Origin of the sequence: Pareuzebyella sediminis (assembly GCF_008367235.1) — a bacterium.
GTDB classification, from domain to species: Bacteria; Bacteroidota; Bacteroidia; order Flavobacteriales; family Flavobacteriaceae; genus Pareuzebyella; species Pareuzebyella sediminis.
Genome location: NZ_VTZS01000001.1, coordinates 1,412,996 through 1,426,175, shown reverse-complemented (window position 1 = coordinate 1,426,175; position 13,180 = coordinate 1,412,996). Strand labels below are relative to the sequence as shown.

At 39.4% G+C, this 13,180-nt stretch carries 14 protein-coding genes and 1 other RNA gene; 12 read left to right on the top strand and 3 right to left on the bottom strand.

Annotation, left to right across the window (positions count from 1 at the left end):
• The first annotated feature begins 85 nt into the window (after nucleotides 1-85).
• Nucleotides 86-437, top strand: an RNA gene (gene rnpB / locus F2B13_RS06025) — RNase P RNA component class A.
• 106 nt (nucleotides 438-543) lie between these two features.
• Here rnpB and F2B13_RS06020 read toward each other — a convergent pair.
• From F2B13_RS06020 to F2B13_RS06010, 3 genes are read right to left on the bottom strand one after another with little or no spacing between them, the layout of a single operon-like run.
• Nucleotides 544-1,083 carry an RsmD family RNA methyltransferase gene (locus F2B13_RS06020; protein ID WP_149303588.1) on the bottom strand — a complete coding sequence of 180 codons (540 nt, stop codon included), beginning with the start codon at nucleotides 1,081-1,083 and terminating at the stop codon, nucleotides 544-546.
• Nucleotides 1,083-1,916, bottom strand: a complete 834-nt coding sequence (locus F2B13_RS06015; protein ID WP_149276371.1) for a DUF3822 family protein — start codon at nucleotides 1,914-1,916, stop codon at nucleotides 1,083-1,085. Before F2B13_RS06015 ends, F2B13_RS06020 begins: the two co-directional genes overlap by 1 nt.
• Nucleotides 1,894-2,544 (bottom strand): hypothetical protein, encoded by a 651-nt coding sequence (locus F2B13_RS06010; protein ID WP_149276370.1) that lies wholly within the window; start codon nucleotides 2,542-2,544, stop codon nucleotides 1,894-1,896. Before F2B13_RS06010 ends, F2B13_RS06015 begins: the two co-directional genes overlap by 23 nt.
• 101 nt (nucleotides 2,545-2,645) lie before the next feature.
• Between F2B13_RS06010 and F2B13_RS06005 the strand changes: the two genes are divergently transcribed.
• The 11 genes from F2B13_RS06005 to F2B13_RS05960 all read left to right on the top strand — a co-directional run bounded on the left by F2B13_RS06005 (nucleotide 2,646) and on the right by F2B13_RS05960 (nucleotide 13,162).
• Entirely contained in the window at nucleotides 2,646-4,085 is a 1,440-nt protein-coding gene (locus F2B13_RS06005) for an ATP-dependent DNA helicase (RefSeq protein ID WP_149303586.1), read from the top strand.
• 79 nt (nucleotides 4,086-4,164) lie between these two features.
• Nucleotides 4,165-4,734, top strand: coding sequence for a DUF4126 domain-containing protein (locus F2B13_RS06000; RefSeq protein WP_149276368.1), 570 nt, complete (start codon nucleotides 4,165-4,167; stop codon nucleotides 4,732-4,734).
• A 122-nt stretch (nucleotides 4,735-4,856) separates the two neighbouring features.
• Entirely contained in the window at nucleotides 4,857-5,570 is a 714-nt protein-coding gene (kdsB, locus tag F2B13_RS05995) for a 3-deoxy-manno-octulosonate cytidylyltransferase (RefSeq protein ID WP_198439831.1), read from the top strand.
• On the top strand, nucleotides 5,561-6,262 hold the full coding sequence (locus F2B13_RS05990; RefSeq protein WP_149276366.1) for an HAD family hydrolase: 702 nt from the start codon (nucleotides 5,561-5,563) through the stop codon (nucleotides 6,260-6,262). The genes kdsB and F2B13_RS05990 overlap by 10 nt, the downstream gene beginning before the upstream one ends.
• Before the next feature lie 4 nt (nucleotides 6,263-6,266).
• Complete coding sequence (locus F2B13_RS05985) at nucleotides 6,267-7,394, top strand: iron-containing alcohol dehydrogenase family protein (RefSeq protein ID WP_149276365.1); 1,128 nt, start codon at nucleotides 6,267-6,269, stop codon at nucleotides 7,392-7,394.
• A gap of 197 nt (nucleotides 7,395-7,591) precedes the next feature.
• Nucleotides 7,592-8,038 carry a hypothetical protein gene (locus F2B13_RS05980; protein ID WP_149303584.1) on the top strand — a complete coding sequence of 149 codons (447 nt, stop codon included), beginning with the start codon at nucleotides 7,592-7,594 and terminating at the stop codon, nucleotides 8,036-8,038.
• A gap of 65 nt (nucleotides 8,039-8,103) precedes the next feature.
• Nucleotides 8,104-8,238 carry a hypothetical protein gene (locus F2B13_RS20715; RefSeq protein ID WP_262713829.1) on the top strand — a complete coding sequence of 45 codons (135 nt, stop codon included), beginning with the start codon at nucleotides 8,104-8,106 and terminating at the stop codon, nucleotides 8,236-8,238.
• 431 nt (nucleotides 8,239-8,669) lie between these two features.
• Nucleotides 8,670-9,737, top strand: a complete 1,068-nt coding sequence (locus F2B13_RS05975) for a sugar-transfer associated ATP-grasp domain-containing protein (protein WP_149276362.1) — start codon at nucleotides 8,670-8,672, stop codon at nucleotides 9,735-9,737.
• Nucleotides 9,738-9,914: 177 nt separating this feature from the next.
• The gene (locus F2B13_RS05970) at nucleotides 9,915-11,252 is read left to right on the top strand and encodes a phenylacetate--CoA ligase family protein (protein WP_149276361.1); all 1,338 of its coding nucleotides are present in this window, start codon (nucleotides 9,915-9,917) and stop codon (nucleotides 11,250-11,252) included.
• 25 nt (nucleotides 11,253-11,277) lie between these two features.
• Nucleotides 11,278-11,904, top strand: coding sequence for a sugar transferase (locus F2B13_RS05965; protein WP_149276360.1), 627 nt, complete (start codon nucleotides 11,278-11,280; stop codon nucleotides 11,902-11,904).
• Between the two features lie 166 nt (nucleotides 11,905-12,070).
• Nucleotides 12,071-13,162 carry an ATP-grasp domain-containing protein gene (locus F2B13_RS05960; protein WP_232623020.1) on the top strand — a complete coding sequence of 364 codons (1,092 nt, stop codon included), beginning with the start codon at nucleotides 12,071-12,073 and terminating at the stop codon, nucleotides 13,160-13,162.
• Nucleotides 13,163-13,180: the final 18 nt, after the last annotated feature.

Here is a 13,180-nt window from a genome sequence, read left to right as displayed (position 1 = left end):
CAAATATAAAAATAGCTTAGCGAGAAGCCTTTTATTTTAAAAGGATAAAGTCTTTATTTATCAACAATTGTACTAGTTTTGTAGGTTAGCAGGTCTCCCTATCGCTTTGTTCCGAATCTTAATCGGTTCAAAGAGGAAAGTCCGGACACCATAGTGCGGCATAGCGGGTAACGCCCGTCGTTCGCTAATATTAGCGTAACAGGACCAGTGCAGCAGAAAGTATGTACAGGTAAGGCTGTAGTGAAATCAGGTAAACTCTATGCGGTGAAACGCCATGTAAATCGGTGTTTGAGGGTTGCACGTCCGAGCCGAAGGGTAGGCGGTTAGAGCGTAATAGTAATGTTACGACTAGATAAATGATAGGGTATCTTGTGACTTTTAGGATAACCTGAACAGTTACAAGGGAAACAGAATCCGGCTTATGGCCTGCTTTTTTTAGTATTTTTTGAGGTTACTCTGTATTGATATAGTACTTCTAACTTTCTTGTATGACCAGAAGATAGGAGAAAATAGAGGTCAAAGTTTCTAGGGTGAATATGGGTCTTATTGATTATAAAAAAAGCTAAAAGAGCTTCCCCCATATTTGCGTTTCTCGGTAAAATTAGTTTGATGCGATAGATCCATTTGACTGGAATGCTCTATGACAAGTACACCGTTTTCGAGTAGTAGCTCATTTTTAAATGTTAACTCTGATATTTTTTCGAAATCTCCAAGGGGCATATCGTAAGGCGGATCTGCAAATATTACGTCTGCCTTGGTTTTATATTTTTCTAAATAGGTAATCACATCATTCTTAACGGTTTCGATAGTAAAACCCAAAGCCTCAGAGGTACTGTCTATAAAACGGAGACAGTCAAGATTGCTATCTACCGCTGTAATATGTTGGGTCCCGCGCGAGGCAAATTCATAACTGATGTTTCCGGTACCACTATAAAGGTCAAGTACCGATATATCTTCAAAATAATACCGATTATTAAGAATATTGAAGAGTGCTTCTTTGGCCATGTCCGTGGTGGGGCGTACAGGTAGTTTTTGGGGAGCATTAATACGTCTCCCTTTATGGCTTCCAGATATAATTCGCATCAGATAGCGTTTATAACGGTAAAATCAATTGCTTCTTTTGAAGTATTGGCTAGCGGATAGTGGGAAAGGTCGGGAATAAAAATAGAAATATTTTTTATATACCTATAACAAAGTTCATACCGATGGTCATCTTCTTCAATATCGCCAAAAAGTTTTAGACTTATTGATTCCGTATCAAGGCCCAGCTGCTCCAAGGTGAACAGGAGATAGTACAGAAAATCTTCTTTGCTTGCATAGGTATAGCTATTAAAAAGCAAAAGTTTTTTTTGTGAAATAATGGTTATATCTACCTTCTTTTCAGAAACATAAGCGTAGCAAACAGTTTCTTTTCCGCTTTTATGGCCCTTAAGTAAAGATTCTACCATTACCGTACCGCTATGTTTGAAGGTGAATTCTCCGAATAGGTCGTAAATATAATTATTGATATTGACGAAAGGTACGTATACATTGACCATGTCATAATTTTCAAGCTCATCGTAGGCAAGAAAGTCGTTCGCCAATATTTTGGTGTTGAGTTTAAGATAATTGGCAAGCTCTTTAGGATCGAAAAGCGACTTAGGAACAAATCCGAAGAGACCGTTGCTATGAACTACTACTACTTCACTGTAATGGGCTTGATCGATATTTTGGGCAACTATTGTATCCTTTAAGCGACGTAAGGCTTCGTAGGGAGTAAGCTCTCTCGGAAACTTCGTATGTTCAGAGCGTACTATCTTACTAGATAGCGTGTCGAGGACACAAAAATAAAGTCCATTCAAGCTAACCTGAATGGACAATTTATTAAAATCTCCGTTAGGTTTCCCAATACTTCTATTGATCTCCTTTTTTGTCATAAATGGGGGGCCAGTTTCCACCAGTGCTCACTTCCGTAAGCGAACCAACCTTTATGGCTGGGCCATTAACTTCTTCAACTCCGATTTCAGCTTTCTCTTTGTCCAATAGGGTCTTTGGCTGATCATAGAGAACCACAGCCTTATCTACCTTTACCTCATATACAGGTGCCCTGTAGCTGCCCTTTTGAATAATATCTGATTTCATCTCGAATTTTTCACCATTGGCCGCTGTTGGAACATCCATGAGGTTCTTGTAGCGGGTATCATTTTTGAAAAGCGAATCTTTAACCGAAACTATTCCCAAAGTATCGATAATCTTGACCTCTTTAAGCATGTCGATTCTGTAGGTTTCATCATATTCCATGTAAGATGAATCACGCTGCTGGGTTATGGTATAATGGGCCGTGTCGATAAATTTAATGAGACTATTAAAATCCTTAGCGTACTTTTTGGTTACTGTTTTATAGGCTTCTTGGGCGTCTCTAATATCTTTAAGTTTAGAAATTACCTGCGCATATCGCTCCTGTTTGACTCGGTTAAACTCGATAGGGCCTGTCACGGACTGATAGATAAGATATCCCAGTCCTATACAAACTAACCAAAGTACGATCTGAATTACGGTCTTCATTTTTTACAGAGTTATTTAAATTTAGTGGTTAACACAAATCTACAATTTTTTTTCAATGGTAAAAGTATTTACCCTAAAAATCATGTTTATCTTTGAGGTCTATGACCATCATCAATGAAGCTTCTTTTTATAATATTTTAAAAGAAAAATTTCCACATGAACCGACCCTCAAGCAATCAATAGCCCTTCAGAAATTGGCACATTTTATCCTTTCCAAGGATAAGGATGTCATTTTTCTTCTTAAAGGTTTTGCAGGTACCGGTAAGACCACTATTGTGGGTACCGTGGTCAACAGTTTATGGAAAACGACCCAAAAGGCGGTGCTCATGGCCCCAACGGGCAGGGCTGCAAAGGTAATGTCGAACTATGCGACTACCCAGGCTTTTACCATCCATAGAAAAATATACTTTCCAAAAAAGCAAAGGGGGGGCGGAATACAGTTCGTACTAGCACCGAATAAGCATCGAAATACCATATTTATAGTTGACGAGGCCTCCATGATATCTGATAACACGGCCGACTCTAAGCTTTTTGAAAATGGTTCGTTATTGGATGATCTTCTCATGTATGTGTATTCAGGTCATAATTGTAAAATGATACTTATTGGTGACACCGCCCAATTGCCGCCCGTGCATTTAGAACTGAGTCCGGCTTTAGATGATGACAAGTTGGCCTTGAATTATAATAAGGAGGTGATAAAGCTGGAGCTCGATGAGGTTGTTCGACAGGCTGAAGACTCGGGAATCTTGGCCAATGCGACACTACTTAGGGAGCAATTGCAGCGAGATTTCTATGAGAATTTTCAGTTTTTGTTGAACCCATATAAAGATATTGTAAGACTGGTTGATGGGCATGAAATACAGGGAACCATCGAAGATTCCTACGCTGAAAATGGTAAAGAAGAAACTGCGTTTATTGTGCGATCGAATAAAAGGGCCAATCTGTATAACGAGAACATACGCGGCCGTATTCTCTACCTCGAAAATGAGGTTGCCGTTGGAGATTATATGATGGTCGTAAAAAACAATTATTTTTGGCTCCAACCTAATTCTGAAGCTGGCTTTATTGCCAATGGCGACATCATCGAGATTTTAGAGCTATTTGCCATTAAAGAGCTGTATGGCTTTAAATTTGCCGAGGTCAGGGTGCAGATGGTCGATTACCCGAACCAGAAGGCCTTCGAAACGGTACTATTATTAGATACTATCCAAGCGGTTACCCCATCTTTGTCCTACGAAGATGGTAATAGGTTATATCAAGAGGTGATGAAAGATTATGCCGAGGAAAAATCAAAATACAAGAAATTTTTATCGGTTAAAAATAATAAATACTTCAACGCCTTACAGGTTAAGTTTTCCTATGCGATAACCTGCCATAAATCCCAAGGGGGGCAATGGAATACTGTTTTTGTGGAACAGCCTTATATGCCTAATGGCATAGATAAAGAATATCTACGCTGGTTGTATACGGCGATCACCCGCGCCAAGAAAAAATTGTATCTCATTGGGTTTAAAGACGATTTTTTTGTTGATTTGGATTAGGCTAAATTCGCGGCGTATAAAGTTCGCGGACAATCCAGAAAATTTGTAATTTTTTTGGCCGGTCTTCAATAGGAAATAGATGACTTCTGATACCATTATTAGTATTTTTTTAGGCGTAGGCTTAGCCGCTTCCGTGGGTTTCAGGGTGTTTCTTCCGCTTTTTGCTCTTAGTCTAGCCGCTTACTTCGAGGTTTGGCAGTTAAATGAAGATTGGCAATGGATCGGCAGTTTAACTGCGGTCATTGTTTTAGGTGTTGCTACGGTCGTCGAAATTTTTGCCTATTTCATACCTTGGGTAGATAATCTCTTAGATAGTTTTGCCGTTCCTTTAGCCGGCATAGCAGGTACGGCGGTTATGGTGTCGACCGTGGCAGATTTAGACCCAGTAGTGACTTGGTCTTTGGCGATCATTGCCGGCGGAGGTACCGCTTCTGCCATAAAAGGGGCTGGGGCGACAAGTAGATTGGCTTCCACTGCAGCTACGGGAGGCCTCGCGAATCCTGTAGTCTCAACTGTGGAGACTGGTACGGCACTCTTGGTAACCACTGCGTCGATTTTCGCTCCTATAGTAGCTGCGATATTGGTCATTATAATATTGTTCATAATCTTTAGAATTTATCGAAAACTAAGGCCACGTATAAATAGGTAATATAAGTTTTGACGACCTCAAAAAAGAAGACCTGCACAATCAAAAATCCAAAAGTTTTTGATGTCGGTGGATTGAGGTAACTATAAAATTAATCAGAAAAAAGCATTGTGAAAATTATAGCCATGATTCCCGCCAGATATGCCGCATCGCGATTTCCGGCTAAGTTAATGCAGGATCTTTCCGGGAAACCTGTCATCGTAAGAACGTACGAAGCCGCAGTAAACACGAACTTGTTCGAAAATGTTTATGTGGTTACCGATAGCCCCGTTATTTTCGATACCATTACCAAGGCAGGCGGCCAAGCCTTAATGAGCAAAAAAGAACATGATTGCGGTAGCGATAGAATTGCGGAAGCCGTAACCGATATGGATGTAGATATTATTGTGAACGTGCAGGGCGATGAACCTTTTACCGACCGAGAGAGCTTGATGGCCGTATTAAAAGTGTTTGGAGATGATACCGAGCAAGAAATAGATTTGGCTTCCTTGATGGTGCGTATCGAAGACAAGGATGAGATAAATGACCCAAATACAGTAAAGGTGATTGTCGATAACCGCAATTTTGCATTGTATTTTTCCCGTTCGCCTATACCATATCCCCGAAATAAGGAGGTTGAAAGTATCTATTATAAACACAAGGGTATATATGCCTTTCGTAAAAGCGCCTTGATGGATTTTCAAAGGCTGCCGATGCTCTCTCTGGAATCTATAGAAAAAATTGAGGCTATCCGGTATTTGGAGTATGGTAAAAAGATTAAAATGGTCGAAACGAAAGTTTCAGGTATCGAAATAGATACACCTGACGATCTCAAACGAGCTCAGCAAGCATGGAAATAAATTACAGCGATATTACAGTGATAGGATTTGATGCAGATGATACATTATGGGTCAACGAAACTTATTTTCGCGATACGGAAGAGCAATTTGCCAATTTATTGGAAGGGTTTGAGACCAAGAATAAAATTGATCAGGAGCTTTTTAAAATGGAAATCAAAAACCTGTCATTATATGGCTATGGTATAAAGGGGTTCATGCTCTCCATGATAGAATCTGCCCTTGACATCTCAAATAATAAGGTTTCGCAAGCAACGATTACCAAGATTTTGAATCTTGGTAAAGCCATGTTGGAACATCCTGTAGAATTATTGGAAGGAGTTCGTGAGGTTTTGAATACGTTGAGTCAAAACTATCGCTTGATCGTTCTGACCAAGGGTGATCTTCTTGATCAAGAGCGTAAATTGGAAAAGTCAGGATTGTCCACGTATTTTCATCATGTAGAAGTGTTGAGCGATAAGAAGGAAGAAAACTATCAACATTTGCTAAGTCATTTGCAAATCGATGTACGGGAATTCCTAATGATCGGAAACTCGTTAAAGTCCGATGTGCTACCCTTGATAAATATTGGGGCCCAGGCTGTGCATGTGCCTTTTCATACCACTTGGCAACATGAAGAAGTGTCAATTCGACAAAATGAATACGAATATCTGAAAATTAACAAACTGTCAGATATTTTGAAGTACTTGAAATAAAACTATGGAGATTAGAAAAGATATCGAGGCTCAACAAGTGGCGCTTCAGGATAAAACGGACTACAGAAATTTCCCGATGGTACCAAGGGTTATTTTTGGAAGGGGTTGTTTCGACCAATTGGGAGATATATTGATGTCTAAGAGACGGCATGCCGACGCCCCTTTTATTTTTTTGGTCGATGCTGTTTTTGAAGGTAGTTCATTGATTGACAGAATCCCATTGTTATTCATAGACCAAATTATTTTTGTCCCGGCCGACGAGGAACCTAAAACATCCCAAGTAGATATCTTAGTACAAAAAATAGTGCATGATTTCGCCGAAATGCCTTCGGGCATAGTGGGTATTGGCGGAGGTACGTTGCTTGATATGGCAAAGGCCGTGTCATTAATGCTCACCAATAAAGGGAGTGCCTCAACCTATCAAGGTTGGGACTTAGTTCAAAAACCGGCCATTTACCATGTAGGTATCCCGACCCTCAGCGGTACCGGTGCCGAGGTATCGCGAACTACCGTGCTTTCAGGTCCCCAAAGAAAATTGGGCATCAACTCCGATTTTACGACCTTCGATCAAGTCGTCTTAGACCCCGATCTTACCAAAGGTGTCCCTAAAGAACAATGGTTTTATACAGGAATGGATTGCTATATACATTGTATTGAATCACTGAATGGTACCTATCTTAATGCCTTTAGTCAAAGTTACGGGGAAAAGGCCCTCGAGCTTTGTAAGGAAGTATACCTAGGAAACCTTGATGCGGCTGAATCGCGCGACAAACTGATGATGGCCTCTTGGCATGGGGGCATGAGCATTGCCTATTCGCAAGTAGGAGTGGCACATGCCATGAGCTATGGACTTTCGTACCTGTTAGGTATACGACATGGCATTGGTAATTGCCTTGTTTTTCAACATCTCGAAGAGTATTATCCCCAAGGAGTTTCCCTTTTCAACAAAATGAGGGAAAAACATGGTATAACACTTCCTACGGGAATCTGTGAATCTTTGACCGATAGTGATTTCGATACTATGATTTCAGTATCCCTGGCCATGGAACCCTTGTGGGAGAATGCCCTTGGCCAGCAATGGCGAAAAAAAATATCTTCTGATAAACTGGAAGCCCTTTACCGAAAGATTTAACCCACTTTTAAAACCTCACCTATTTATTTTAAGCGCTAAGGTCCGGTAATGGTCAAAATAATCCACTGTGGTTTGATAGATCCTGTCCTTGGTCCAAGCCTCAAGATCGAATCTCAGCCTCGAGAACTATGCAAATTTCTCGGGCCTGACGTGTGGAGGTGCTGTCAATGCTGATTTTCCTAGTAGCGCGGATTTGAATGAGTCCGAGGGAGATAACCGTTTTAGGAGACCGTGTGGTCGTCTCGGATAACGGGAAAAAGAAGTTCTATGTATACTGTTATGACGGATCTTCCTTTAAACTGGTAAACACCTTTGACATCAATTGTAACCTTTTGGGTATTACTTTCATGGGAGACCGTCATGTGGCTGTTGTCGACAATACGAGTGATTTAGCAATTTCCGAAGATTTTTTAACGAATACTAAGACGGACGGTACGATTGCTACGGACGAACAAATTACAATTCAAGGTATTGTAAGAACCCATGGCATCGATTATAGTGAAGCCGACGATATTTTGATGATGACCGACATTGGTGATGCCGCAGATGCAAATACTGATGAGGTTTTCAGGTTATCCAAGACTTCCGTTCTATATGGAGTTCTACTGAAAACGGAGGAACCATTGACCTTACAGATCAAATAAGGATTGCGGGTCCTTCGACGATGATGGGCAACCTTATTGATGTGTCCTATGATCATAAAACCAAAATGATTTTAATAGCCGAAGTAGGTAACGGAAAGATTCTGGGCTATTCTGATGTTTCGGACCAAAGTGGTGATGTTGCCCCGTCAATTGAAAATAATTTGACGGCCACATCTTCAATTTATTTATACGACAATTAGATCATTCTATTACTATGAGGGGAGGGGCCAATCAAAATTATGCCCCTCCTCTTTAAAAATAGCGGGGTCATTTCGCAATAGTCCTTTTGTTGGTCAAACAGGTTTCTGGTTCGCATTGAAAACTAGACTGTTGGTAAAAAAAAGCAATGAATAGACCAATGTTCGACTTATATGTCAAACTCATCGGAATCTTTAATTATTTCTTGATATTTTACCTACGTTTAGGGATATATTCTTAATACTGCGAACCAATTTCACCGATAAAGAGAAGCCATTTCAGCTAAAGATTTCTGACCGTAGTTTCACATTTATCTTTTGAGAAAGAAGATGCCGGCAATAATGTACATTTTTAAATTTCAATAGGTGTTAAAGAGAAGCCCGCCACCTGGTTGATAGAAGGATTTTCAGTAGTGCACATTTTTAAAGAAACAATGAGTTATAAAAAGACATGGTTTAGAATAAAGGTTTTCTTAAAGGACAAGAATAAAAAGCCTATCCCTTTAATAATTCGTGAGTTTTTCGCTCTTTGGATGCATAAAAAAAGCTTTCCAATTCATTATTTTGGGAGGTTTTTTTATCGAAAAGACCATAAGGATATCTACAGTATCATAGATATGAAACAATATAGGCAAATCGTTTTTTCAAAAAAGAACAATCAAGATCACTATGTTCATCTACTGGATAATAAGTTGTTGTTTTCAATGTTCTGCGAACAGCACGGCTTGTCAACGCCAAAACTCTTGGGATATAATATGGGCGATAGATTTTTTTATGAAGGCAAGCATCGAATTTTTAGATTTCCGCAAGAGATTATCGAGTACTTTGAGACCATATTTAAAAGGTCGGGTGTCGATCGTATTTTTATTAAATCCTTTTGCGGTTCCGGGGGAAAAGAGGTTTTTTTGATTGATGCTACACATCTGGGAGAAAAAATTGAGGGTATGATTGACGATTTACTTCGGGGAGCTTTCATATTTCAGGTAGGGGTAACACAGCATCCTGAAATTGCAAAGGTTTATTCCTCGAGTATAAATACCATAAGAGTCGGGACATTTATTGATTCTACTGGCGAAGCTCATGTTCTGGGCTGCGGGATAAGATTTGGTACCGGAGGAAACGTAATTGACAATGTAAGTTCAGGAGGTTTTTATGTTCCTATTGATTCCGCGACGGGAGTGATCGGCGCCAAGGGTATTCGAGCGATGATTTTTGGAGGTGATGAGTTCTTTATGCATCCCGACACGGGGGTTAGTTTCAAAGGTATAAAGGTTCCTTATTTTGAAGAAGCCCTTAAACTTTGCTTAAAATTTGCCAATTATATACCGAATCGATTGGCAGGCTGGGATGTAGCCATTCAGTCCGAAGGACCCGTTGTTCTGGAAGGTAACCAAACACCAGGTATATTCATTGGTGAGGTAGGTTATGGTGGCTATGTCAAACATCCGTTATTTAAACAAATGCTCGAAGGTGATTCTGAAGGAACTTCAATGAAAAACTAAAGAAAATTAATGTAAACCTAGTAAAAGAGTGGTCTTGAATATCCCACCAAAAGTAGGAACATATTTTCCTGATATATTTCATATCGATTATGAGCCAAATAGATTTTGAATGGAAAGAAAACGAGTTTGTAAAGTAATCCTAAACACCATAGTAGTTTCGCTATAAATACGTGAATTATGAAAAAGGTACTGGAAGAGTTACGGAATAAGGTGTTCTGGATAGTCGATACGATCAAAGGCGGAAAACTCCGGAGGGAATATGAAGATATCGGCTTCATTTTGCAGCAGTACGAAACGTCCCGATCCATTGAAAGAAGAAAAGACTTACTAATGAAAATTATGGCACATGCGACTGAAACCACGGCATTTTATGCCGACTATAGCGGCGCAACGTCGCTCATGGATTTTCCTGTAATCGATAAGGTCAAAATAAGGGGAAATTTCAACGACTTTCAATCCATGGCCTATAAAAACAGTTCGAAGTTCACCGTTTCGACCAGTGGTTCTTCCGGCACCCCTTTTATCAGTTTTCAGAATAAAGGTAAAGTATTGAGAAATCGGGCAGATACCATTTTCTTTCAAGAAAGGGCAGGCTATAAAATTGGATATCGACTGTATTATGTTAGAAAATGGTTGCCGAAATACAAAAGGGGAAGAATAAAAAGTTGGTTGCGAAATATTAAAATGGTGAATGTGGCCGATTTTTCCGACGCATACCTTGATACCTTTATTACTACCTTGAAAAAAGATACTTCGACGAAGGTGATTTTGGCCTATTCCTCAGCCCTTAGGGATATCTGTCGGTATCTTGACAAAATAGATTCAAAACCGATTGAAACGAATATTTCTTCGATTATTGCTATGGCAGAGGGTCTTACGGAGGAAACGAGGGCAAAACTTGTTTATTATTTCAAAGCCCCGGTTCACTTACGATATTCAAACCAAGAAAACGGTATTTTGTCGCTTCAGCTTTCCCCTGAAAACCCGAACCTTCAGATCAATTGGGCCAGTTATTTTATTGAGATATTACATCCTGAAAAAGATGTACCAGTGGCCGATGGAGAATTAGGAAGGATTGTCGTTACGGACCTACACAATTATCACGTACCCATGATACGATACGACACGGGTGATTTCGGCATTGCAACTCGCGAGGGAGCCTATTTTAAGGGTACAAAAGTTTTTTCAAAAGTTGAGGGCCGAAAAATGGATATTTTACGAGATACAAAAGGCAAGGTAACCTCTGGGTATAACATTCATATTTTGGAATCATATGCTGAGATAGAGCAGTTTCAAGTGGTTCAAGTTGATAGGGCGATTTATACTATTAATTTGGCAGTAACAAAACACCTCGATAATGAAGGAGAGATTATTGACCGTTTCAAATTGTTCTTAGGAGAAGATGCAGAAATAAACATAAAATATGTCGAAACAATTCCAAAGTTGAGTTCAGGAAAACGAAGGTTGATTATCAATAAGCACCTAAACAATAAAAACAAACCCGATTTGGTTTGATTTAAAGTACTAAAAGAAAAAGCCTATGTATCAGAATTTTATAAAACCATTTTTTGATTTTTTGATAGCCTTGTTGATTAGTTTGATAACCCTACCAATTTTCATCATTATCTATTTATTTTTAAGGTTTGGTAATGCAAGTAACCCATTGTTCTTCCAAGAACGACCAGGTAAGAACGAGCAAATATTTAAGATTGTGAAATTCAAAACCATGACCGATGAGACCGATGCTCAGGGGCATTTGCTTCCTGATGATGATAGAATGACCAGTATTGGACGTTTTTTGAGGAAGACATCTTTAGATGAACTGCCCCAGTTATTCAATGTACTTAAGGGAGATATGAGTTTTGTTGGCCCCAGACCTTTACGAGTAAGGTATTTGCCTTACTATACGACCAATGAAAGAAAACGACACAGTGTCAGACCTGGTATTACAGGTTTGGCGCAAATTTCAGGAAGAAATGGTATCGATTGGGACAAAAGGTTGGAGTTAGACATAGTATATGTTGAGAATATAAGCTTTTTAGAGGATTGTAAAATTTTACTGTCGACAATGTTAAAAGTTTTCGATACAAAGTCAACAGAGTTTTCGGAGGGTCCCGATAGTTTGGATGAACATCGAGGATTTGTAGAATTCAGCGGAAAAAATTGACCCATTATCTAGGAATGCCCCCTAATTTGTTCAAAATATGTATTTTGGGTATTGTAGGCCGTACCTTTTTTTATCGTGTCGGCCGATGAAAAGAATAAAAATGCACTATCATGGTTGTTAGTTCAGCCGGACTTTTTTTGAAACACCAACCACTAAAATAATAAAAATGACGGTTTTATTTACTTGTGCCGGTCGAAGAAATTACCTCATAAATTATTTTAAGGAGGTAATCGGACATTCCGGCAAAGTGATAGCGATTGACAGCCATTATGCGGCATCCACTTTTGCCGATGCCGATATTGCCATTCAGGTGCCTCCATTAAGAGCTGAGGGCTATATTAGTGTAGTTAAAAAAATTATCGAACAACATAAGGTAGATCTTGTGATTCCCTTGAATGATCTCGAGTTATATATCATATCGAAACACCGAGAGGAGTTAAACGCTCTAGGAGCAAGGGTTATCATATCAAATGCGGAAGTCGTTGACAGATGTGGTGATAAATGGTTGACCTATAAATTTTTGAGTTCCCAGGGTATTTCGACACCCAAGACGTATTTAAAGCTTGATGCCTTATTGAAGGCCTTAGCCGCAAATGAGGTGGCCTATCCGATTATTTTGAAACCTAGATGGGGTAGTGGCTCTATAGGTATAGAAGAAGCCACTAATGAAAAAGAGCTCTATTTGTTGTATGAATTGTTAAAACTGAAAATCAATAAAAGTATTTTAAAGGACTTGGCCCATACACCGAACGAGGAATTTATTATTTTACAGGAGAAAATTTCGGGTGAAGAATATGGTGTTGATGTCATTAATGATTTTGAGGGCAATTACTTTGGGGCTTTCGCCAGAAAAAAAATAGCCATGCGTTCGGGAGAAACGGAAAAAGCGATATCCGTTATCGATGAGAGAATAGATAAGGTATCTCAACGGGTATCTAAGGCAATGGGCCATGTAGGAATCATGGACTGTGACTATTTCATAATGGGAGAAAAAATATATGTGTTAGAGATGAATCCAAGATTCGGTGGTGGGTACCCCTTTACCCATGAAGCAGGATTAAACTTACCGGCTATCTATTTGGCTTGGTTTAACGGTGATGATGATCTTTCTAAGTACAATAACTACAGACCCGACGTTACATCTAGCAAATGTGATAGAATACTCAGGATGAAAAAACCTACATTAGTTTACAAAGAAGAAAGACCTGAGCTCGAAACTCGGCGGTACTTCCGTTCTGTTAGTGATACCGATAAGTAAGTGAAATATTAGGGTAAA